Origin of the sequence: Lentzea sokolovensis (genome assembly GCF_033949975.1) — a bacterium.
Classification (GTDB): Bacteria; Actinomycetota; Actinomycetes; order Mycobacteriales; family Pseudonocardiaceae; genus Lentzea; species Lentzea sokolovensis.
The window spans coordinates 22,318-43,922 of the sequence record NZ_JAXAVU010000018.1 but is presented as its reverse complement, the minus strand read 5'-3'; the positions used below and the strand labels follow the sequence as shown (position 1 = coordinate 43,922).

General features: G+C 69.9%; 17 protein-coding genes. 15 read left to right on the top strand and 2 right to left on the bottom strand.

Features of this window, described 5'->3' with window-relative positions; all coding sequences use genetic code 11:
- Positions 1 to 80 precede the first annotated feature (80 nt).
- The 5 genes from SK854_RS45720 to SK854_RS45700 all read left to right on the top strand — a co-directional run bounded on the left by SK854_RS45720 (position 81) and on the right by SK854_RS45700 (position 5,521).
- A complete protein-coding gene (locus SK854_RS45720; RefSeq protein ID WP_319981470.1) occupies positions 81 to 404 on the top strand; it encodes a hypothetical protein in 324 nt (107 codons plus the stop codon).
- Positions 404 to 2,155 (top strand): hypothetical protein, encoded by a 1,752-nt coding sequence (locus tag SK854_RS45715; RefSeq protein WP_319981469.1) that lies wholly within the window; start codon positions 404 to 406, stop codon positions 2,153 to 2,155. Before SK854_RS45720 ends, SK854_RS45715 begins: the two co-directional genes overlap by 1 nt.
- A 101-nt stretch (positions 2,156 to 2,256) precedes the next feature.
- Positions 2,257 to 2,931, top strand: a complete 675-nt coding sequence (locus tag SK854_RS45710) for an SAM-dependent methyltransferase (protein WP_319981468.1) — start codon at positions 2,257 to 2,259, stop codon at positions 2,929 to 2,931.
- A gap of 194 nt (positions 2,932 to 3,125) precedes the next feature.
- Positions 3,126 to 4,085, top strand: coding sequence for a 4-hydroxy-3-methylbut-2-enyl diphosphate reductase (locus SK854_RS45705; RefSeq protein ID WP_319981467.1), 960 nt, complete (start codon positions 3,126 to 3,128; stop codon positions 4,083 to 4,085).
- 53 nt (positions 4,086 to 4,138) lie between these two features.
- On the top strand, positions 4,139 to 5,521 hold the full coding sequence (locus SK854_RS45700) for an aromatic prenyltransferase (protein WP_319981466.1): 1,383 nt from the start codon (positions 4,139 to 4,141) through the stop codon (positions 5,519 to 5,521).
- Between the two features lie 50 nt (positions 5,522 to 5,571).
- Here SK854_RS45700 and SK854_RS45695 read toward each other — a convergent pair whose 3' ends face one another.
- Positions 5,572 to 6,390 carry an SAM-dependent methyltransferase gene (locus tag SK854_RS45695; protein WP_319981465.1) on the bottom strand — a complete coding sequence of 273 codons (819 nt, stop codon included), beginning with the start codon at positions 6,388 to 6,390 and terminating at the stop codon, positions 5,572 to 5,574.
- A gap of 212 nt (positions 6,391 to 6,602) precedes the next feature.
- Here SK854_RS45695 and SK854_RS45690 point away from each other — a divergent pair, with 212 nt between their 5' ends.
- The gene (locus SK854_RS45690) at positions 6,603 to 7,103 is read left to right on the top strand and encodes a hypothetical protein (protein ID WP_319981464.1); all 501 of its coding nucleotides are present in this window, start codon (positions 6,603 to 6,605) and stop codon (positions 7,101 to 7,103) included.
- 8 nt (positions 7,104 to 7,111) lie between these two features.
- Here SK854_RS45690 and SK854_RS45685 read toward each other — a convergent pair whose 3' ends face one another.
- Positions 7,112 to 7,318 (bottom strand): hypothetical protein, encoded by a 207-nt coding sequence (locus tag SK854_RS45685; RefSeq protein WP_319981463.1) that lies wholly within the window; start codon positions 7,316 to 7,318, stop codon positions 7,112 to 7,114.
- A 188-nt stretch (positions 7,319 to 7,506) separates the two neighbouring features.
- Here SK854_RS45685 and SK854_RS45680 point away from each other — a divergent pair, with 188 nt between their 5' ends.
- The 9 genes from SK854_RS45680 to eccB all read left to right on the top strand — a co-directional run bounded on the left by SK854_RS45680 (position 7,507) and on the right by eccB (position 21,600).
- Positions 7,507 to 9,303, top strand: a complete 1,797-nt coding sequence (locus SK854_RS45680; RefSeq protein WP_319981462.1) for a 1-deoxy-D-xylulose-5-phosphate synthase — start codon at positions 7,507 to 7,509, stop codon at positions 9,301 to 9,303.
- Positions 9,304 to 9,431: 128 nt separating this feature from the next.
- Positions 9,432 to 9,707 carry a hypothetical protein gene (locus SK854_RS45675; RefSeq protein ID WP_319981461.1) on the top strand — a complete coding sequence of 92 codons (276 nt, stop codon included), beginning with the start codon at positions 9,432 to 9,434 and terminating at the stop codon, positions 9,705 to 9,707.
- A gap of 473 nt (positions 9,708 to 10,180) precedes the next feature.
- Positions 10,181 to 10,522 carry a WXG100 family type VII secretion target gene (locus SK854_RS45670; RefSeq protein ID WP_319981460.1) on the top strand — a complete coding sequence of 114 codons (342 nt, stop codon included), beginning with the start codon at positions 10,181 to 10,183 and terminating at the stop codon, positions 10,520 to 10,522.
- A gap of 31 nt (positions 10,523 to 10,553) precedes the next feature.
- The gene (locus SK854_RS45665; RefSeq protein WP_319981459.1) at positions 10,554 to 10,841 is read left to right on the top strand and encodes a WXG100 family type VII secretion target; all 288 of its coding nucleotides are present in this window, start codon (positions 10,554 to 10,556) and stop codon (positions 10,839 to 10,841) included.
- Positions 10,842 to 10,943: 102 nt separating this feature from the next.
- Entirely contained in the window at positions 10,944 to 11,507 is a 564-nt protein-coding gene (locus SK854_RS45660) for a hypothetical protein (RefSeq protein WP_319981458.1), read from the top strand.
- 129 nt (positions 11,508 to 11,636) lie between these two features.
- Complete coding sequence (locus tag SK854_RS45655) at positions 11,637 to 14,840, top strand: hypothetical protein (protein ID WP_319981457.1); 3,204 nt, start codon at positions 11,637 to 11,639, stop codon at positions 14,838 to 14,840.
- A gap of 19 nt (positions 14,841 to 14,859) precedes the next feature.
- A complete protein-coding gene (gene eccCa / locus SK854_RS45650; RefSeq protein ID WP_319981456.1) occupies positions 14,860 to 18,834 on the top strand; it encodes a type VII secretion protein EccCa in 3,975 nt (1,324 codons plus the stop codon).
- A complete protein-coding gene (eccD, locus tag SK854_RS45645; RefSeq protein WP_319981455.1) occupies positions 18,831 to 20,246 on the top strand; it encodes a type VII secretion integral membrane protein EccD in 1,416 nt (471 codons plus the stop codon). The genes eccCa and eccD overlap by 4 nt, the downstream gene beginning before the upstream one ends.
- 4 nt (positions 20,247 to 20,250) lie before the next feature.
- Entirely contained in the window at positions 20,251 to 21,600 is a 1,350-nt protein-coding gene (gene eccB / locus SK854_RS45640; protein WP_319981454.1) for a type VII secretion protein EccB, read from the top strand.
- Positions 21,601 to 21,605 lie beyond the last annotated feature (5 nt).

The following is a 21,605-nucleotide window of genomic DNA, read 5'->3' as shown; positions in this document are numbered from 1 at the left end:
GACAATTGAGGAACTGCGCCTTCGCTGCTCTTTTCTTCTGGCATTCTCGAATGCGTAGCGGGAAAGTGAAGGGAAATATCATGCCGGACCTCGTCTCCGTTGACGTGAACCACCTCCGGACAACGAGCCGGGAATGCAGGGAGCTCGCCACCGAGCTGCACGGGCGCATCCGGGCGTTCGAGGAACAGGCCGCGACCACGCGGGGCGCGTACGGGGAGACGCCGAACGCCTCCGAGGCCGAGCGGGAGTACCGGGCCACGACGCAGGACACCGTGGAGCGGCTGGAGAAGATGCACCGCGATCTCGTGACCACCGCGCAGAGCCTCGAAGAGCAGGCGCGGATGTACTCGGACGCGGATCGTGAGACGACGCTCGAGGCCACCGAACTGCAGAAAGCGTTCTGATGCCGGACGCGCTGGCGGAGGCCGGTCTCAGCAGTCCCGGCGGCAACGTGGCCACGCTGGACCACAACGCGCAGGGGTGGGCCGACATCTCCGCCTATCTGGAGAGGTATCGCACGACCCTCACCGACATCTCCGCACACGGCATGACGAACTGGTCGGGGCCCGGTGCGGAAGGGTTCGAGGCGCGCATGAGGACGCTCGTGCACCAGGCCGAGCAGGCGGAGCGCTCCACGGCGGCCGTCGCCGCCCGTCAGGAACAGCACGCCAGGACGCACCGGATGGTGGTCGAGATCATCATCGAACTGGCGGTGCAGATCGCGGCCGTGCTGGCGTTCTACGCCGCGGCCTCCCTGTTCCCCGCTCTGCTGGCGTGGGCGCAGTCCTGGTTGGCATACCTCGTCACCACCGGTTCCAGAGTGCTGCAAGCGCTCGGGAAGGCGCTGGACGCCCTGGTCCGGTTCCTGATCCGCGCCCGCGCGTGGATCACCAAGGTCGGTGAGCTGACCTGGAAGTCGTCGCGGTTCAGCATCGGCTACGGACGCATGGCGATCGAGGCGGCGCGCGACGTCGTCGTCGACCTCACCGCGAACCTGGTCTCGCGCGGCCTCACCGGAAGGCAGATCGATCCCGAGCAGCTGTTCATCAGCGCGGGCATCAGCGGCGCGGTCGGCGGACTCGTCGGCGGCCTGGAGAAGAGCGGCGTCACGAAGGTGCTCGACAACGCCGGCCAGCCGAAGATCGGGGCGGACGGCCTGCCGTCGTTCGTGACGTTCGACAAGCAGGCCAGGGATCTCGTCAACAGCGTCGGGACCAGGTCGGCGCCGACCCCCAAGCCCGCACCGAACCCGTTGCTCCGCAACGCTCAGAACGCACACCGGACCGCGCGGGACCTCGGGGTGCGGGGTGGACCGCTGGAAGGCCCCCGGCTCCTCGGTGCCCTCACCGACGCGCGGAACCTCGGCCGCGTGGAGCGGATCCGCAGCAGCGGCGCCGCCGCCGGCGTGAACAGGGCTCGCGCGACCGTCGCGGACGCGTCCATCACGTTGCGGGCGAACGAAAGCGTGGCCGCCGCGACCCGGAAACGCGCGGTGGACGCCGCGTCGGTGGCAGACCTGTACCGGGCCGCGGGCAACACGAGGCGGGCAGACGCCGGGCTCCGCGACCTGGCCGACGCCCGGATGACCGCGGCACTGGCCGAGTCCGGGAGAGCCGAGGCCTCGCGAGCCTTCGCCAGGGCACAGGTCGACTTCGACGCCGCCGTGCGGAAGGCCGCGACGGCCAGGAACGACCTGGGAGCCGCGGTGGCGCAGACCAACCTGGCCGCCGCAAGAGAAGCGGCGTGGCGCGAGCTGGTCCACGCCCGAGCTCTCGCACGTGACCAGACCACCATCGGTCAGCAGCTCGCGTTCATGCGGGCGAACAACGCGTGGGCCACGTCGTTCGGCTCACCCAAGACGTGGCAGGAGACGTTGTTCTACGACATCCCCAAGGACTCCTTCAAGGGCCTGGCCAACGGCGCCGCCAAGTCCGCGGCCGACTGGGCGCGCGGCAGCGGCAGGCCGGAGGACATCTGGAAGGACATGTTGCTGAACGGGGCCACCGGTGCGATTCGGGGAGGGATCAACTCCGTCGCCTCGAACACGCTCTTCCCCTCCGGCGGGATCGAGGAGACCCTCTGGAAGATCGGCAGCAAGTCCCTGGACAACCACGTGCGGTGGAAGATCGAGAACGCCGCGTACCCGATCCGCTAGCCGCGCGATCCCTGCCTGGTCGTTCACTCCGTGTCGACGGTCTGTCGACAGCGGCGTGATCTGGTGCGTGGTGGGTGGTGCTGCTTCGGGGAGGGCGCGGGATGGCCGCAGGTTCCGGTGACGCCGGATCGGCTGTGCGACGGGTGATCCAGCTGGAACGGGCGTTCCTCGCCCAATCCGTCGCGTTCATGCTCGACCACGGGATCAGGCAGTTCCTCGATCTCGGCAGCGGGGTGCCGGGCGAGGGCAGCCCGCACGACCTGGGTGGCCTGGCCCGGCCCGCGGTCCGGGTGGTCCACGTCGACCACGACCCCGGCGTGATCGAACGGGCGCGGCTGGTCACCGCGGGAACGGAAGCCCGGTACCTGTTGTGCCTCAACGCGTCCGATGTGTCCGACGTGGTCTCGGCCGTCATGGCCGGTGGCATGCTGGACGAACGCCTTCCCACGGGCGTCGTGGCGGTCGGGTTGCTGCACCTGATCCCTCGCGAGGACCGGCCGCACGACCTGCTGCCGCGCTACAGCGCGGAACTGGCGTCGGAGAGCATGTTCGCGGCGTCACACCTCACGCGCTGGCACGGTTGCAACGGGACCGCCGAGGTGGCCGAGCTGGTCGGTGGCGCGGTGCATCCGCGGGAGCAGCGGGAGTTCGCCTCGATGTTCGGCGGGCTGGCGCTGGTGAAACCGGGCGTCGTCGCGTTGCCTCACGAATGGGGAACGCGCGCGCGACGCATCGGCAGCGCGCCGGTGCTGGCGGCCATCGCTGTCAAGGAATGACGTCACCCGCCTGTCGCAGCAGCCTGTTCACAAGGGCATGAAACCGAGTACCGACGGGCCTCGCGCGCAACCACCCGCTTGTTGGCCCCGTCTGCGGGGCGCCACGATCCCGCCAGGTCGTACGTTGGCTTCGGCGTGACCGCAGCCGCAGGTTTCGATCTTGTGTCCACACGCGACAGAGGCGGAGCTCGTGCATGCCCAACTGCGAAGACAGAACGACGCGAAAGATCCTGCTCGCCGCTCCCCGCGGGTTCTGCGCCGGGGTGGACCGCGCGATCCGGACCGTCGAGATCGCTCTCGAGACCTACGGCGCACCTGTGTACGTGCGCAAGCAGATCGTGCACAACACGCACGTGGTGGCCGACCTGTCGAACCGGGGTGCGATCTTCGTCGAGGAGGTGGACGAGGTGCCGGAAGGCTCCGTGCTGGTGTTCTCCGCGCACGGTGTGTCCCCGGCGGTGCGCACTGCCTCAGCCGAACGCGACCTGCGGACGATCGACGCCACGTGCCCGCTGGTGACCAAGGTGCACCAGGAGGTCGTGCGGTATGCCGACGCGGGATACGACGTGTTGCTGGTCGGACACGAAGGACACGAGGAGGTCGACGGCACCCTCGGTGAAGCACCGGACCGGGTGCGGCTTGTCGACACGGAGCGCGATGTCGCCGAGGTGGCGGTCGCGGATCCCGGAAAGGTCGTCTGGCTGTCACAGACGACGTTGACCCCGGACGAGGTGATGCACCGCGTCGATGGGCTGCGCACGAGGTTTCCCCTGCTGGAGAACCCGCCGAGCAGCGACATCTGCTACGCCTCGCTGAACCGGCAGGCCGCGGTCGAGCGGATCGCGCCCGAGTGCGACCTGGTGCTCGTCGTCGGGTCGCGCAACTCCTCCAACTCGTTGCGGCTGGTCGAGGTGGCCCTGCGAGCGGGCGCACGGGCGGCACATCTCGTGGACGGCACCGCGGACCTCGACGAGAGCTGGCTCGACGGCGTCGGCACGGTGGGGATCACAGCCGGCGCGTCCGCACCCGAACATCTTGTGCGCCAGGTGATCGGCCATCTCGCTGAGCGCGGCTGGCCGCGGCCCGACGAGGTCGTCACCGCCGAGGAAGGACAGGTCTTCGCACTGCCGAGGGACCTGCACAGCAGCAGCTGAACAACGACTTTCCAGTTCCGCCACCGCATTACCGCGTTTCCTTGGAGGCTCCGATGTCGGCATCCCGCACTGAGTTCGATGTTTCCCGTTTCCTGTCGGAAGGAGCCCAGCTCGCGCGAGAACTGGACGCGCCGTGGGATGCCGAGGTCGTCCGCGCCGCGGTGACGTCGTTCTCCGACCACTTCCACACCGGCGCGGTGCTGTGGAAGACGACCAGCCGTCCGGGAGACAGCCTGTACTACCGCTTCTTCGCGCGCGGCCGCGACGACGTGACGGAAGCCGCGCTCCGTGCGGGCCTCGTGCCGGAGGGCACGCTGACCAGCCTCACTTCCGCGTGGTACGAGGACTTCGGCCCCGACACCATCCAGTGCGGCGACTTCGACGGCACCCACGGCCTGGCCAAGATCTGGACCTACCTCGGCGCTCCGCGGCCCACCATCGAGGTGCTGGACCGGCCCGGCGTGCCCGAGACCCTGCGCGCCAGCCTGGCGGCGTTCGTCCGCTTCGGCCTGACGCACATCAGGTTCGTCGCGGCCGACCACGTGCGGAACAGCTTCAACGTCTACTTCCGGGTCCGCGGCCCGCTCACGCCCGAACGCGCGACGGAGGTGCTGTCCCTGCTCGGCATGGCTGGACCGGACAGGAGCACCGCCGAGGACATCAAGGCCGTTGTGCCGCACGACTTCTGCGTGGCGGTGACGTTCTCGGCGACCAGTGGCCACGCGGAGCGCGCGTGCTTCTACGCCCTCAACGTGCCTGTCGAGAAGATGCCGGCACTGCCGGAGCGCATCGACGACTTCTTCGGCAAGGCGCCCTGTCACGACGTGGACGGGTTCCGCGCCATCGGCTGGTCGTACGGTGCCGGAAGAGGAACCTACATCAAGGCCGAGCGCGCGTACTGCGGTGACGTCAGCGGGCGTTTGCGCGACTGGGACTGCTACTTCAGCGGCGACCGGACGCGTGATCCCGCGCTGGCGGGCGGTGTTCCGACCGTGCAGGTCGTGGACGCGGTGTCCACCTACGAGGGCAAGCAGAAGATGAGCACGGTGGCCGGCGTCTGCAAGGAGTCGGTGGACGCCAGGAACATCTGCATGCACCTGATCGCGATGCCGCCGCGCACCAGGGGACACGTCCACCTGCACGAGGAGCACGAGACCTCGCTGTACGTCTCGAAGGGATGGTCGCGCACCTACTTCGGGCACAGCCTCGAGCACTTCGTGGACGCGAAGGCCGGCCAGCTCATCTACATCCCTGCGGGCATTCCGCACCTGGCCACCAACCTCTCCGACGAACCCGTGGAAGGTGTCGTCGCGCGCACCGATCCCAACGAGCAGGAGAGCGTCGTGCTCGTCGCCGAGCTGGAGCAGATCGCGGCCCGCCGGTTCGACGAGGACCTGCCCGTGGACCGCCGGGAACCGCTTGTCGCTTCGGCGTAGCCCGGTGACCGTGGTGGCCGGAGCAGGTCCGGCCACCACGCCCACCGGCGTCACGGCTTGATGCCGAGGCCGGCCAGCAACGTCGTGTCCACGTTCTCCGGCTGCGGATCGGGAGCGCGCAGCCCCCAGGCCCACTGGTGCGACAACGAGATGATGCCGGGCTCCACGAGGTCGAAGCCCTCGAACATCAACGCGACCTTGCGCCTCCTGCGCGGGTGCACCGACCCGCCGGGACCGGCGATGAGCGGTGCCGCCTCGGCCGTGAGGCGACCGGCGAACCAGGGTGCCAGGTGCGTGACGGCCAGCGCGCTGCCGCTGGCGAGCATCGCGCCGTACGAGGGCAGGAACGAGAGTGCGCGCGCGGCCGGCTCCAGGAGGTGCGCCAAGCCGATGGCGAGCACACCGATGGGCCTGTGCAGTTCCAGCGTTCCCTCCATGATGGCGGGCACGAGCACCCGGTCGAGGCGGGTGGCATCGGCCAGCAGGAAGTGCGCGCGCTCGTGCTGCCCGCCGACGATGAGACGTCCGTGCTCGACCACCGCCGGGTCCGTGTCCACGTGCACCACCCGTGCTTCCGGGCAGTGCTGGGCGGTCACGTCGAGAACGCCGCCCTTCGCGGGAAGCCCGGAGCCCAGATCGAGGAACTGACGGATGCCCCGGTCCAGCATGAACTGCACCGCCAGGTTCAGGAACTCGTGCTCGCGGCGCAGGATCCCGCGCACAATGCCGGCGACCTCGGGGTCCGCCTCGGCGTAGAGCCGGTCGAAGGAGAAGCTGTGCCCGCCTCCGCGGAGGTAGTCGTGAACCCGTGCGGCGCAGACCATGTCGGCGTCGTTCTGGTCGGTCGCACGGTCCGGCGACGTGTACATCCGAAATCCTCCGTTGAGCGCACTGCAAACGTGGAACACACCGATGAAGTCACAGCGACGATGCCGTCGGCGTGGTTCCGGCCGATGCGTGCCCGTCCTGTCCAGCATTGCTGCACAGCCGGGCACGGCTTGGGGCCCCTGAGATCCGAAGACGTCCTGGCGGTCCGTGTGGATGCTGCACTGGTGTCTCCACGACGCAAAGGAGTCCGCCGATGAGATCAGCGCGATCCACCGCGGTCGAGTCCGCCGCCGCCTGGTACCGCGACTGCCACTTCTGGCCCGTCCAAGTGCGGGACGACGACGTGTTCCTGCCCCTGGGCCGCGGCACCGTGGCGTTCGACGTACCCGCCCAGCGCGCGGCACGGGTGCAGGAAGTGCTGGAGAGAAACGACATCCACACCGCGGCGTTGCACGTGGAGCAACCCGTCCCGCGCGTCACGTTCCTGGGTGAGGCCGACGACACGGTGTTCGGGCAGTTCCAGATGCCGCCCGGCGTCCGGTACCTGACCGTGCCCTTCGTCCTCAGGCTGCCGCTGATGACGATGTCCTTCCCGGACAACCGGAAGTGGTTCTGCAGCCCGGATCCCGCCCGTCGCTGGTTCCCCCGCGCCGCCGCGCTCCTGGCCGCCGTCACGGCCGCCACCCCGTACGCCCTGCGCGCCTGCCGGGCTCCGGTGCCCGTCCGCGGCCGGGAGCGCGTTCTCATCGGGTGAGCCGATGATCAGCGGCGGCGGCTCCAGCCGCGACGGGCGAGCTCGGCGCCGGTGAACAGCCGAGGCCGGTTGCGCTCGTCGACCCCCTCCCAGCGGCAGCGCAGACCGTCGAGCACGTAGGCGTGGCCTTTGCTCCAGACCACTGTGCACGGAGCTGTCGGCAACGGGTCGTGGACCATCTGTGTCTCGTTCGGTCGTGCGGCCTGTTCGAACATGCGATCACCTCCTGTTCTCGTTCCGGCCCCACGTCCATGGGAGTTCCTGCGGCACCGCTTGACCAGACCGCTGCTGTCGAAGTGCACCAATCCGTGCCCCTCCGGGCCCTGCGCGGCCGCCTCGCTGTCCGCTGTACCGAACGGGGGCGTAGTTGTGCCTCCACACCTCAGCGAGCGGAGTGAGAGCGATGACCGAGGCACGAACCGCGACGCACCGCTCCCGCAGTCTGCGTCAGCTCGGATCCGGCGAGCTTTCGGCTCTGGCGAGGGAGATCCGGGAGTTCCTGATCGCCACCGTGTGCCGGCAGGGCGGCCACCTCGGGCCGAACCTGGGCGTGGTCGAGCTGACCATCGCGTTGCACCGCGTGTTCTCCTCGCCCGAGGACCGGATCCTGTTCGACACCGGTCATCAGGCGTACGTGCACAAGATCCTCACCGGGAGGCAGGAGTGGTTCTCCGGACTGAGGACCCGGGGCGGGCTGTCCGGCTATCCGAGCCAGGCCGAGTCGGTGCACGACGTGATCGAGAACTCGCACGCCTCGACCGCCCTGTCCTATGCGGACGGTTTGGCGCGGGCGGACGAGCTCGCCGGCGTGCGGGCGCGGTCCGTCGTGGCCGTCGTCGGTGACGGCGCGCTGACCGGGGGGATGTGCTGGGAGGCGCTGAACAACATCGGTGCCTCTCACCGGCCGATCGTGTTGGTGCTCAACGACAACGGGCGGTCCTACGGTCCGACGCTCGGCGGTCTGGCGGCGCACCTGCGTGATCTGCGCACGCCCGGAGCGACGCCTTCGATCTTCGAGCAGCTGGGGTTCGCCCATCTCGGGCCGGTGGACGGACACGACGTCGCTGCGGTCGAACGCGCGTTGCGAGAGGCGCGCGGACTCCGCCGGCCGGTCGTCGTGCACTGCCTGACCCAGAAGGGCAAGGGGTATGCGCCCGCGGAGTCGGACGACGCCGACCGGATGCACGCGATCGGGGTGATCGACCCGGTCACCGGCGTGCCGCCCGCCGTCCGTCCCACGTGGACGGACGTGTTCGGCGAGGAGATCGCGGCGATCGGCGCAGAGCGGCCGGACGTGGTGTGCCTGACCGCCGCGATGTTGTTGCCGACCGGGCTCGGCCGGTTCGCTGAGCGGTTTCCCGATCGGGTCGTCGACGCCGGAATCGCCGAGCAGCACGTGGTCACCACCGCGGCGGGTCTCGCGCTCGGTGGTTGCCGCCCAGTCGTCGCGGTGTACTCGACGTTCCTGAACCGGGCGTTCGACCAGGTCGTCATGGACGTGGCGTTGCACCGGCTGCCAGTGACGTTCGTGCTCGACCGCGCGGGCGTCACCGGCCCGGACGGCCCGAGCCACCACGGTGTCTGGGACGTGGCCCTGCTCGCGGCGGTCCCCGGCCTGCGGGCCACGGCACCGCGCGACCCCCGCCGGTTGCGCGAGCTGTTGCGCGAGGCAGTCGGCGTGACCAGCGGGCCGACGGTGGTCAGGTTCCCGAAGTCGGTGGCGGGGGAGGAGATCGAGGCGGTCGGCCAGGTCGACGGGGTGGACGTGCTGCACCGGTCAGGCCCGGAGGACGTCCTGCTGGTCTCGATCGGGCCGAATGCCGCTGTCTGCCTCGACGCCGCCCGTGAGCTCGCCGTGGACGGCATCGGGGTGACCGTGGTGGATCCGCGGTGGATCGTGCCGGCGCCACGCGTGGTCGTCGCGCTGGCGGGCCGCTACCGCCTCGTGCTCACCGTCGAGGACGGCGGGCGGACCGGCGGGGCGGGCAGCCTGCTGGCCCAGGCCGTCACGGACGCCGGAATCGCCGTTCCGGTGCACAACCTCGGGCTGCCGCGTCGGTTCCTGCCCCACGCGTCCCGTCAGGAACTGCTGGCGGAGCACGGTTTCAGCGGCGGTGCCATCAGCGCCGCGGTGCGAGCGGGACTCGCGGGCGAGCCGGTGTACCGGCACGACCCCGACCTCCCGCCGGAGCGGTCGTGACGCGGCGCTGAACCGGTGCGTCGACGCGCGATCGTCATCCTCCCTGCCCCCGCTGAGCGGTGGTCGGCGGTGGCGGTGAAGCGCTCTGGGGTGTGGTCGTGGCTGGAGGCCCTGACGTGCGAGCTGCCGTGAGCGGTGTCGTCGTGGTCGTGGTGGTCCGTGTCGTCGTCGCAGGCTTTCTCGTCGTCGACGGCCTGGCGGGCGACGATGCGGTTGTCGTCGTGGTCGATGCGGTGCGTGGGGTCGCGGTGACCGTGGGAACCAGCGTGGGCACGGGAATGCGCCAGGGGGCCACGCTCTCGACCGGTGGCGAACGCTCCGTCTTCTCGCTGGCGCACCCGCCAGTGAGAGCGCTGACGGCGATGAAGGCACACAAGGCGGAGCGTCGCATCCCTGGAAAGTAACTTCCGGATCACGGCAACCAGGTGACTTGGAGGTGTTCGGGCATTCCTCGTTGCCCGGATGAACATTCAAGTGAGCCGAGGCCGTCGGGTCGTGTCGAGAAGGGCTTGGTTCGCGGCGCTTTCGGGCATTCACGCCAAGCTGGTGATTCTGCCGATCAGACTGTTCGAGTGAACTTCGGGTGGTCGGCAGCGGGCTCGGGATTTGCTGGTCGTCGACGATTCTGGTATTTCGGCGGCTCATACCAACTGAGACGTGCTGGACACCTGCGGCCTGGTTTGTTCCCCATTGGCGGAAGAAGAGCTCGTTGAAGGCGGTTGATGTCTGCAAGGGAACCTGGCGTGGATCTTTCGGGCAACGCTGGTTGCGTGATCTCCGTCTCGATGATTAGCGTCCGATGCGAGCTCCTCTCTTTCGGTGGCTCATCTTCCACGGTCTGTGGATCACCTCGTGAAACTTGAGTGAGGACGCACAAATGGCTGATGAAAACTCGGTTGCCGTAGCTTCGATGCGCAATGCGGCCGGCGCGATGCGCGGCGCGGCGTCGCAGATCGAAGAATTGAGGGGCAACGTGGGCGATGCCGCCAACCGCCTGTCCCGCACGTTCACCGGTGGTGGCGCCGAGGCCTTCCTGAGCTCCATGGAGGGGTGGCACACCAACGGCCGGACGGTCATTGACGCCCTGACGCGGATGGCCGCCAAGCTGGAGCAGAGCGCTGAAAGCTTCGACACCGGTCACAACCAGGCCGTCAGCATGGCCGACGACGCGGCGCGTGAGATGAACAGCATGGCCGCAGGTCCGCTGCAGGGACTCTGACCACCCGGATTCGTTCGAAAGGACAATTTTCATGTCTACGCGTTACACGTTCCAGCGTTCCGAGAATGCGGCGTTCATCGGTCACGCGGACGAAGTTTCGTTGGCCATCAAGCAGCTGCTCGTCACGATGGAACGGAACCTCCAAGACGATCTCGCGAGCTGGCTCGGCGACGCGCCGGTCCAGTACGCCATTGCGCAGCAGCGGTGGAACGGGGCAGCGGACACGATGCCACGGTCGCTGGGCGTCGCGTCCGACGTGCTCAACCGCATGACCCAGACGCTCCAGCGGACGGATGCCAACGTCGCGGAAATGTGGTAGCGGCGCTTTTCGTGACACCGATCAGCAAGGCCCGGCCGTGCGGATGACGTTCGTCCGGCTGGGCTTGCCCGTGGCGCAACAATTGGATTGGACTGGTTTCCCATGGGTATCAGGCAAGACCTGTACAAGTACCACACGGATCAGGGAACTCCCTATCCGAATCCGGACTGGACCCCGAGCACCGCCGGTGCCGCCGGCGACCCTTGGAACCCGGACGCCGTGTTCCCGTGGCAGCCGCCGCCCCCCGTTCCCGGTGGGGTGGACACGCCGGGGCAGGGCCTCAACGTGGTCAACGTCGACGCCATCATCACCTACGCGAACAACCTCGAAGCGCTGCAACCGTTCATGACGAACATGATCGACTCGATGGACTTCGTCCTGTCCAAGCGATTCGGCGCGGGTGCCTTCGGTGCCGCGAACAACCTCGAGGCCACGGTGGTCGGCAACGGCGGCCAGAACGGCGGGGCCTCGCTGGTCGGTTCGATCCGCTCGGTGCTCGTCGAAGCCGAGACGATCATGAAGGACATGGTCGTCAAATGCCGGGAGATCGCGGCGAAGTACAAGACCGCCGACGACCTCACCAAGCTCGACGCCGACGATTTCAAGCAGATCGTGACCGGGGTGAACGCGAAGATCTCCGGTCTCTCCCTCGGCGCCGCCAAGTGATCTGAACCACGCCGGGTCCGTCCACTGCGGACGGACCCGGTCGTGCGGTGTCCCGCGGACCAGTCCCGGTGACCGGCCAGTCGTCAGTGGACGGTCTGGCGGCCCGTCCGAACCAAGGTGTGGGTGGCAATGCCTGAGGATGACAAGTACAACAAGGACGGGTTCACGCTCGGTCCGAGCGGGGGGATCCTCGCGAATCCCGGTGGGAACACCTCGGACAACCGGGACTTCGAGAGCTGGGACTGGAAGCAGATCAAGGCTGCGGTGGTCGGCTATTCCGCGATGCCCGCCGCGGGAGTTCCGGACGGCCCGATGGAGGTCGCCGACCCCGCGTCGCTGCGCAGCGCGGCGCAGGCCATTGACCGGACGCGCGAGGGCATGCAACTGGTGTCCGACAGCATCAGGCTGCAGGCCGAGGCGCTCGCTGGGGAGAACGGCGCGTGGAAGACCCCCGCCTCAGCCGAGTTCCTCTCCATGACCCGGCTCTTCGCCGCGAAGCTCCACGCCAAGGCCGAGCAGATCAACGGGGGAGGAGGGGACTCGGTCGGCCGCAACCACGTGCCGAGCCAGTTGTGGCGGAGCGGCAACTACCTGCAGTGGGCCCAGGAGACGATCCAGTGGCTCGACACCGAGTACGCCAGATCCGCCAGCGCCCTCGGTGCTCGGACCATGGACAACGGCCTCATCCAGATCTCCCAGTTCCCGGACTTCGTCGCGGAGCTCACCGAGAAGATGAAGCTGGTCATGCGGCAGCTCGCGGGCCAGTACGTCATCAACCTCAGCGACATCACCCCGCCGAATCCCAACGACTTCGCGCCTCCGCCGCCCGGTGGCGGAGGCACCGGCGGGCTCGGTGGTGGCGGTGGCGGGGCCAACGACCTGCTCGCCGCTCTCACCGCTCGGTTGAACGACGGTACCGGTGGCGGTGGCGGTGGCGGGGGTGGCGGCGGCAACGGCCTGCCCAACTTGGACATTCCCCCGCCCCCCGGTGGAGATGGTGGCGAGGGTGGGGGCGCCGGCGGTGGAGGTGGCGGAGGTGCCGGTGGCGGTAACCGCCCGCCGAACCTGGACGTGCCGCCTCCTCCCGATCTCGAAGGTGCCGGTGGTGGAGCAGGTGGTGGTGCCGGTGGTGGTGCCGGTGGCATCGCGCCGCCGAACCTCAGCGTGCCCCCGCCGCCCGCACTCGGTGGCGGTGGTGCCGGCGGCCGGACGCCGCCGAACCTGGACGTGCCCGCGCCGCCGGGGCTCGGGGGTGGCGCGGGTGGTCTGACTCCGCCGAACCTCGACATTCCCAGCCCGCCGGGGTCAGGCGCGGGCGGGCTCGTGCCTCCGCCGCTCGGCCTCGGCGGGGGAACCGGCACCGGCGGTGCCGGTTCCCGGCCTCCGTCGCTCACCGTGCCTCCGTTCCCCGGCGCGGGCGGGGGTTCCGGTTCCGGCGGCGTGCCTCGCCCGCCCGGTCTTGACGTCCCCGCACCGCCTGGTACTGGTTCCGGCAGTGGTGTACCGCGTCCACCGGGTCTCGACGTGCCCGCACCTCCCGGTACCGGTTCCGGCGGCGGTGTGCCGCGTCCGCCAGGCCTCGACCTGCCCGCGCCGCCCGGCACCGAGGGCAGCTCGGGCCAGGACCGGCCGCAGCTGCCCGGCATCGGCTCCGGGCAGGACCGCGGCGCGCCGATGATGCCGCCGATGATGCCTCCTGGCGCTGGTGGCACGGGTGGTCAGCCCGGTGGGGCCGCGGATCGGCCGGACTCGTCGGGCTTGCTCGGCGGCAACACGAAGCCGTGGGACCCGGGTTCGGCGCCGTCGCTCGGTGACCCCAGCGGCAACACGCCACCGGTTGGGAAGCCCGAGGAATGGGCCGCCCCGCCGCAGATCGGCTCCGGGCCGGGGCTCGGCGCGCCGATGATGCCGCCGATGATGCCTCCTGGCGCTGGTGGCACGGGTGGTCAGCCCGGTGGGGCCGCGGATCGGCCGGACTCGTCGGGTCTGCTCGGCGGCAACACGAAGCCGTGGGACATCGAGGTACCGGAGACCCTCGGCGAGCCGGACGCGGTGCGTCTGCCGTCCGTGCAGCCCGAGGAGTGGGCGGCAGCCGGTCCTGGCGCGACGGCGACGGTGGGCAGCGCGCCCGATGGTGACGCGCCCGGCGAGTCGGCGGGCGAGCGGGCCGAGACCGCGCAGGGGCAACAGGCGTTCGGCGGTGCGCCGATGATGCCGCCGCCGATGATGATGCCGCCGATGATGCCTCCGGGTGCCGGTGGTGGCATGGGCGGTCAGCCTGGTGCGGCCGCGGATCGACCGGACTCGTCCGGCCTGCTCGGCGGGAACTCGAAACCCTGGTCTCCCGTCGCTGCCGACACGGCGCCCGGTGCCGACTTCGGCACCGCGTCGCCGTCGAAGCCGGAGACGTGGGCGAGTCTGCCTGACGCACCGGAGGTGGTGGAGGAGTTCGGCGACGAGGAGTTCGGCCCCGCCGACGCGGAGTGGCTGAAGGACTTCGAGTTCACGCCGCTGGACTCGGAGGGCACGCGGTTCGAGCAGGTCGCCGCGCTGCCGATGAGCATGATGATCCCGATGGTGCCGGACGTGTCGCCCGTTGGCGGCACTCCGCCCGGCACGCCATCGGGCACCACCTCGAGCACTCCAGCGGGCACGTCACCGGGTGCCCGGCCCGGGGGCGCTCCAGCCACGAGCCCGTCCGTCGCCGCCCAGAACCAGGCGGACGGCCTCGCGTTCCCGCACGTGACCGAAAGCGGTGCTGTCGGCGAGGAATCCGCCGGCAGCCCCCTCGGCGAGCCCGGAGAGCAGGACCACGACCGGGCCGCAGGTGGTGCGCCGGTGCTGGTGCAGGGACCAGCACCGGCGCCCGGCCTCGACTCGGTCGCCGTGGTCGCTTCGGACGAGGCGGTCCAGGACACGAGCGCCTGGGACGTCGGAGCCGAGAACCTCCTGCTGTCGGCGGTAGTGGCCCCGCTCGTCATGGCCAAGTCCGAGAAGGCCGGTTGGGACAGTCCGGAGCTGACGGTGGACGTCGTCGAAAGGTCGTCCGAGCCCTGGGAGCCGGTCGCCCAGCACGCGACCTACCGCCGCCGGAAGCCGGGCGAGGGGTCCACGGTCGTCGACTCCTGGCAGCGTCCGCCGTCGTGCGGCGACGAGTACTCGGTGCCCGCGGGCGAGCGCGAGGAGTTCCTGGCCGCGCAAACGGATTCGGAGCAGGAGGAAGTGGAGGAGGACGCCGAGCAGGAAGAGCGGTCCGCGGCCGATCTGCTCAACGAGAGCGGTTCGGCGTGGGGCGGCCCGAGCACGTCCCGGCAGACAGGGGTTCTCGAATGAGGGGCGGGAGGAACGTCCGATGCCCACGGTGACGTACAAACGCCTTCCGCGGGCGACCGGGCCCGAGATGCCGCAGGGGCACATCGAGCTGCAGGAGCCGCCGGTGCTCGCCGAACCGGCGGCGCGGGACCTCTCGTCGCTGCTGATGGTCCTTCCGATGGGACTCGGCGCGATGGTCATGATCCTCGCCTTCTCCGGCGCGGGTGGTACCTCGCCGATGACCTACGTCATGGGCGGTGGCATGGGCATCGTCATGATCACCATGGGGCTCGGCCAGCTGGGCCGGGCGGCGGGTGAGCGCAAGCGCAAGATGGCGGCGGAGCGCAGGGACTACCTGCGCTACATCGGGCAGATGCGCGAGCGCACCCGTGCCACGGCGGACGAACAGCGGGCCGCGGTGCTGTGGAACAACCCGCCGGTGAGCTGGCTGTGGTACGTCGCGGGCGGCTCCCGGTTGTGGGAGCGGCGGGCGAGCCACGAGGACTTCGGCCGGGTGCGCATCGGTCTCGGCACCCAGCAGGCGGCGCTGGAGCTGGTGCCGCCGTCCACCAAGCCGATCGAGGACCTCGAACCGCTGTCGGCGATCTCGCTGCGCCGGTTCAGCGAGGCCTACCGGACGGTGTCGGGCATCCCGATCGCGGTGGGGCTGCGCAGTTTCACCAGCGTCGAGTTCGCGGGCGACCCGGACCGGGCGCTCGGCCTGGCTCGCGCCATGATCGCTCAACTGGTGACGTTCCACGGCCCGGACGACCTGCGCGTCGCGGTGCTCGCCACGGAGGAGACCAGGTCCGAATGGGACTGGGTCAAGTGGTTGCCGCACAACATGCACCCGTCTGCGCGTGACGACGCGGGACCGGTCCGGATGCTCGCGTGCGACCACGACGAGCTGATGGACCTGCTCGGCAAGGACGTCACGGACCGCGGCGCGCACGACAAGATCGTCGCGCCGAGCAACGCCGAACCGTTCGTCGTGGTGGTCGCCCACCTGGCGGTGATCCCGGAGTCCTCGCGGTTGTTCGACGTCGGTCTGCGCAACGTGGTTCTGCTCGACATCACCGGCATGCTGCCCGGTGGCGCCAAGGTGCTCCGCCTGACGGCCGTCGAGGACCGGGTGGAGTTCCCCGCCGGTGACGGGACCGGCGTCGCGTCACGCGACGAGCTGAGCCGGATCGAGTCGGAGGTGCTGGCCCGGCGGCTGGCGCCGATGCGCACCAGTGGTCACGTCGACCTCGTCGAGCGCCCGCTCGAGTCCGACTTCGAGCTGACCACGCTGCTCGGCATCCGCGACGTCAACACGTTCGACGTCCCGCAGCACTGGCGTCCCCGCAACGCCCAGCGCGCTCGCATGTCCGTGCCGATCGGCGTCACGGAGGAGGGCGAGGTCGTCGAGCTCGACCTGAAGGAGTCGGCCCAGGGAGGCATGGGCCCGCACGGCATGCTCATCGGTGCCACCGGTTCCGGCAAGAGCGAGCTGCTGCGGACCCTCGTGCTGGGGCTCGCCGCCACGCACTCGTCGGAGATCCTCAACCTCGTTCTGGTCGACTTCAAGGGCGGCGCCACCTTCCTCGGCATGGACAAGCTGCCGCACACCTCCGCCGTGATCACCAACCTGGCGGACGAGCTGCCCCTGGTCGACCGCATGCAGGACTCGCTCAACGGCGAGATGATCCGCCGTCAGGAGCTGCTGCGGGAAAGCGGTTACCCGTCGCTGTACGAGTACGAGAAGGCCAGGGTGGCGGGGGAGGCGCTGGCACCGTTCCCCACGCTGCTGCTCGTCGTGGACGAGTTCTCCGAGCTGCTGGCGAGCAAGCCGGAGTTCATGGACCTGTTCGTCTCGGTCGGCCGGCTGGGCCGCAGCCTCGGCGTACACCTCCTGCTCGCCTCGCAGCGTCTCGACGAGGGCCGGATCCACCGCGTCGAAGGACATCTCTCGTACCGGATCGCGTTGCGCACGTTCTCCTCGATGGAGTCGCGCAGCGTCATCGGCGTCGCGAACGCCTACGAGCTGCCTTCCGAGCCGGGCAACGGTTTTCTCAAGATCGACACGAACAACCTGGTGCGGTTCAAGGGCGCTTACGTGTCCGGCCCGGCACCTCTGCCGAAGCAGGACCAGACGGACGAAGCGCGGCAGGCGATCCAGGAGGTCGTCCCGTTCGTCACGCACGCACGCCCGGCGCGTCAGCTCGTCGTCGCGGACGACGTCGCTCGGGCCGTGCCGGCAGGTGAGTTGATCGTCGTGGAGGACGAGGAGCCCGCCGCGCCGGCGACGTCCTCGGTCAGCCTCGCCGAGGCGTTCATCGGCAGGCTCGTCGGCGCCGGTCCCGCCGCGCGCCAGGTGTGGCTGCCGCCCCTCGCCGAGTCGCCCAGTCTGGACTCCCTGCTCCCCAGCGTGCTGCCGGATCCGGTGCGCGGCATGACCGTCGAGGATCCCGCCGCACAGGGCCGGCTGCGCGTTCCGGTGGGCCTGATCGACCGTCCCTACGAGCAGGTGCGCGAGCTGATGATCGCCGACCTGTCCGGCGCCGACGGCCACGTCGCGGTGGTGGGAGCGCCGCAGTCCGGCAAGTCGACGCTGCTGCGCACGCTCGCGCTGTCGCTGGCCATGACCCACACCCCGGAGGAGGTCCAGTTCTACGGCCTCGACTTCGGTGGCGGCGGCATCATGTCGATCTCGGGGCTGCCGCACGTCGGGTCCATCTCCACCCGCCTGGAACACGACCGCGTGGTCCGCACGATCGCGGAGCTGCTCCAGCTCATGGAGCACCGCGAGGCCGTGTTCACCAGTCGCGGCCTTGAATCCATGGCGGCGTACCGGAACCTGCGGCGCACAGGTGAGCTGGAGGACTCGTACGGAGACGTGTTCCTGATCATCGACGGCTGGTACACGATCCGGCAGGACTACACCGATCTCGAACCGCGGATCAACGACCTGGCCGCGCGCGGCCTGTCGTTCGGCATTCACGTGATGATGAGCGCGACCCGATGGTCGGAGATCCGGCCCGCGCTGCGCGACCTCATCGGCACCAAGTTCGAGCTGCGGCTCGGCGATCCGATGGAGTCCGAGGTCGGGTCCCGCAAGGCGCAGACCGTTCCCTCGCAACCAGGACGCGGCATCACGCTCAGCGGGCTCCACTTCCTGGCCGGTCTGCCGCGGATGGACGGCAGCTCGGCCGCGGACGATCTGGCCACCGCCACGAAGACGGTCGCGGAGGAGGTCACGACCTTCTGGCCGGGCGACCCGGCACCGCCCGTCCGGATGCTTCCGTCGTTGCTGCCGTTCGAACAGCTGCCCCGGCCCGAACGCGACGTCCGGATCTGCATCGGCCTGGACGAGCAACGGCTGGCACCGGTCTGGCACGACTTCGAACAGACGGCCCACATGCTGGTGTTCGGCGACAGCGAGACGGGCAAGACCACCATGCTGCGCTCGGTCCTGCGGTCGATCATCTCGCACTACCGTCCGGACCAGGCGAAGATCCTGATGGGCGATCCCAACCGGCAGCTCGACACCGCGGTTCCGGAGGAGTACCGGGTCGGTTACGCGATCACGAGCGACACGCTGAAGGACCTGGCCACCAAAGCCGCTGTCTCCATGTCCCGCCGGGTGCCGGGGGAGAACGTCAGCGCGGACCAGCTCCGCCGCCGCGACTGGTGGGAGGGGCCGCAGTTCTTCCTCGTCGTCGACGACTACGAGCTGTTCAGCTCGGGGGCGGGCCAGTCGCCGCTCGACGCGCTGCTGCCCGTGCTCGCCCAGGGTGTCTACATCGGACTGCACGTGATCATCGCGCGCACCACCTCAGGCGCCATGAGAGCGCTCAGCGATCCAGTGATCAGACGGATGTGGGAGCTCAGCACACCAGGTGTCGTGTTCTCGTACCCCAAGGAGGAAGGGAAGTTCCTCGGTGAGGCGACGCCTCGCAAGCTGGTGCCCGGCCGGGCTCAACTGGTGAACCGCAAGGGCGTCCGGCTCGTGCAGACGGGACATGTGTCATGACGAGTTCGCAGACGGAACTCTGCCGCATCACGGTGTTCGGCCCGGCGGGCCGTGCCGACCTCGCCGTGCCGGTGTCGGTGCCGGTGGCGAGTCTCCTGCCCGTGCTCCTGAAGCACACCACCGATTCGAGCGAGCACGTCGTCGCGGGCGTCGAGGTGACCGGGGAGCAGTCCTGGGTCCTGCAGCGGGTCGACGGTGCGCCGTTCGACCCCGAGGGCACGCCGGAGAGCCTGGAGTGGCTGGAGGGCGAGTCGTTCTACCTCCGGCCGACGGCGCACGCGTTGCCGGAACTGGCTTTCGACGACATGGCGGACGGCATGGCCACCGCGGTCGGCAGGCAGAAGGACCGCTGGCGCCCGGAGTTCGGGCGGTGGCTGTTCCTCACACTCGGCGTCGCCACGGTCGCGTTGATGGCGTTGCTGGCCCTGGGAGCGGGTACCACCGTGTCCGCGGCGGCCACGTGCGGGACTCTCGGCCTGCTGCTGGCCGGGGCTTCGGTGCCGGTCTCCCGCAAGGTCGGTGACCAGCCGCTCGCGCTGGTGTTCGCGGTTCCGGGCGCGCTGCTGGTCGGACTCGCGGCCGCCGTCGCGGCGCAGGGCGTCACCGCGGCGTTCGACCTGCACCCCGGCGCGGTCGCCGTGGGCGGCCTCGGGCTCGCCGCCGTCTCGGCCGGCCTGTGGGGTATTTCCGTGCTGTGGGCGCCGGAACTGCCGGTGGTGCCCATCGGAGTGCTGTTCGGCGCCGGCTTCACCGCGTTCCTCACCACCTGGGCCCACCTCGCCGTGCCGCTGGAGCCGGCGAGCGCCGCGGGTGTCTTCGCGACGATCGCGCTCGCGGCGTTGATCGGCGTGCCGAAGCTGGTGATCAGGACGGCTCGGCTGCGCGGTCCTCAGTTGCCGCGCACCGCGGGCGAACTGCAGACTGACATCGAGCCTCTCGACGCCGAGGAGATCGCGGAACGCACCAAGAACGCCGACCGCTACCTGACGATCCTCACCGTCACCGCGGCGCTGGTCTTCGTCTTCGGCTGCCGGGTGTTGTTCGACGCGCCGGGCTGGGCACCGACCACGCTCGCCCTGCTGATCACCACCTCCGCACTGGTTCGCGCGGGAGGCTTTCTCAACGCGTGGCAACGCATCGCGCTCGTCCTCGCCGGGGTGGCCGGATGCGTCCGGCTCGCGCTGATCCACGGCTCCACGCTGACCTTCGGCTGGCGTGTCGTCGTGCTCACCGTGCTGGTGGCGGTCCTGGTCGCCATGGTGCTGGCGGTGCTGCGTCCACCGACCCGGCGGCTCGTGCCGATCTGGGTGCAGCGCGCCCACTGGGTGGAGTGGCTCATGGCCGCGGCCACCCTTCCCGTGCTGCTGCAGGTGCTCGGCGTGTACGCGTGGGCACGCGGGCTGGCGGGGTGAGCTGATGCAGACGCAGAAGGACCACGTCCACGCCTACCAGTTCCTCATGCAGCGGATGACGACCGCGCTGGTGATCGGCGACCCCAGCAGCGCGGAGCACCCGCTGGGCCGCGGCCGGTCGGGTCTGATCACCGGCGCGGTGGTGGCGCTGCTGATCGCCATCGGCTTCGGCGTCTACGGGCTGATCGTGCCCGGCGGCAACACCGCCTGGCAGCGCAAGGGCGCCATCCTGGTGGAGAAGGAGTCCGGCTCCCGCTACGTCTACCTCGACGGCAAGCTGCTGCCGACGCCGAACCAGGCGTCGGCGATGTTGTTGCAGGGCCCCGGTTCGACGGTCTCGGTGATCTCCCGCAAGTCGCTCGCCGGTCTGCCGCGCGGGCCGCAGGCGGGCATCACGGGGGCACCGGACACCGTGCCGCGGCCGAACGAGCTCATGACGGGCGGATGGTTGCTGTGCCCGGTCAGGGCGGCCGACGGTGCTCCGGTGATGAGCGTGAACATGGACGAAGGTGCGTCGAAACTCGACCTCACCGCGGACTTCTACGCCCCCGTGCAGTCGCGCGACGGGAAGATGTTCCTGATCTGGGAGGGGAAGAAGTACCAGGTTCCCTCGTCGAGGTCGCTCGTGGCGCTGGGGCTCACCGCGGCCAGGACGCCGTTCGCCCCGGACGTGTGGCTGAACCTGGTCCCGGACGGCCCTGCGCTCACCCCGGCCCAGATCGCCGGGGCCGGGGAGCCGGCCAGGGAGGTCGCCGGGCGGTCGCGCCGGATTGGTGACCTCTTCTACCACTACCCCGGCAACGGGACCCAGCAGCGCTACGTGATGACCGGCAAGGGGCTGTCCCCGTTGTCCGCCACCGAGTACACGCTGCTCAAAGCCGAGCCGGGCGCCGCCGTCACCGAGATCGACGCCCAGTCCGTGCTGGCGGCACCGTTCTCGTCTGACCAGTCGTTGCTGCGCCGCCTGCCGGACCTCGTCACGAGCCAGCCGGTGCCGCCGGAACAGGGGCGGGTGTGCCTCGAGCAGCGGGGATCGGGCGCCGAGGTCGAGACGACCGTCGTCGCCGCACCCGGTGCCGACGGGTGGCCGCCGGTCACCGAGGAGGGTGCGATGCTGCCGCCGAACCGCGGTGTCCTCGTCGCGGAGATCCCGGTCCTGGAAGGCCAGAAGGACCCGAAGAAGTACCTGATCAACGACCGCGGCAGGCGGTTCCTGATTCCCGACGACGACTCGATGCGGGCGCTGGGACTCGGCGACGTGCGGCCGATCCCGATGCGCACCGAGGTGCTTTCCACGATCCCCGCGGGGCCGGCGCTCAGCCGTGCCGCGGTGGTCGTCGAGCAAGGAGGATGACCGTG

Bases quoted from the DNA above. Each gene is read 5' to 3' on its own strand.
- SK854_RS45715 (WP_319981469.1), top strand. From the start codon at position 404: ATGCCGGACGCGCTGGCGGAGGCCGGTCTCAGCAGTCCCGGCGGCAAC.
- SK854_RS45660 (WP_319981458.1), top strand. From the start codon at position 10,944: ATGGGTATCAGGCAAGACCTGTACAAGTACCACACGGATCAGGGAACT.
- eccD (WP_319981455.1), top strand. From the start codon at position 18,831: ATGACGAGTTCGCAGACGGAACTCTGCCGCATCACGGTGTTCGGCCCG.
- SK854_RS45680 (WP_319981462.1), top strand. From the start codon at position 7,507: ATGACCGAGGCACGAACCGCGACGCACCGCTCCCGCAGTCTGCGTCAG.
- SK854_RS45700 (WP_319981466.1), top strand. From the start codon at position 4,139: ATGTCGGCATCCCGCACTGAGTTCGATGTTTCCCGTTTCCTGTCGGAA.
- eccCa (WP_319981456.1), top strand. From the start codon at position 14,860: ATGCCCACGGTGACGTACAAACGCCTTCCGCGGGCGACCGGGCCCGAG.
- SK854_RS45655 (WP_319981457.1), top strand. From the start codon at position 11,637: ATGCCTGAGGATGACAAGTACAACAAGGACGGGTTCACGCTCGGTCCG.
- SK854_RS45695 (WP_319981465.1), bottom strand. From the start codon at position 6,390: ATGTACACGTCGCCGGACCGTGCGACCGACCAGAACGACGCCGACATG.
- SK854_RS45720 (WP_319981470.1), top strand. From the start codon at position 81: ATGCCGGACCTCGTCTCCGTTGACGTGAACCACCTCCGGACAACGAGC.
- SK854_RS45685 (WP_319981463.1), bottom strand. From the start codon at position 7,318: ATGTTCGAACAGGCCGCACGACCGAACGAGACACAGATGGTCCACGAC.
- SK854_RS45705 (WP_319981467.1), top strand. From the start codon at position 3,126: ATGCCCAACTGCGAAGACAGAACGACGCGAAAGATCCTGCTCGCCGCT.
- eccB (WP_319981454.1), top strand. From the start codon at position 20,251: ATGCAGACGCAGAAGGACCACGTCCACGCCTACCAGTTCCTCATGCAG.
- SK854_RS45690 (WP_319981464.1), top strand. From the start codon at position 6,603: ATGAGATCAGCGCGATCCACCGCGGTCGAGTCCGCCGCCGCCTGGTAC.
- SK854_RS45710 (WP_319981468.1), top strand. From the start codon at position 2,257: ATGGCCGCAGGTTCCGGTGACGCCGGATCGGCTGTGCGACGGGTGATC.
- SK854_RS45665 (WP_319981459.1), top strand. From the start codon at position 10,554: ATGTCTACGCGTTACACGTTCCAGCGTTCCGAGAATGCGGCGTTCATC.
- SK854_RS45670 (WP_319981460.1), top strand. From the start codon at position 10,181: ATGGCTGATGAAAACTCGGTTGCCGTAGCTTCGATGCGCAATGCGGCC.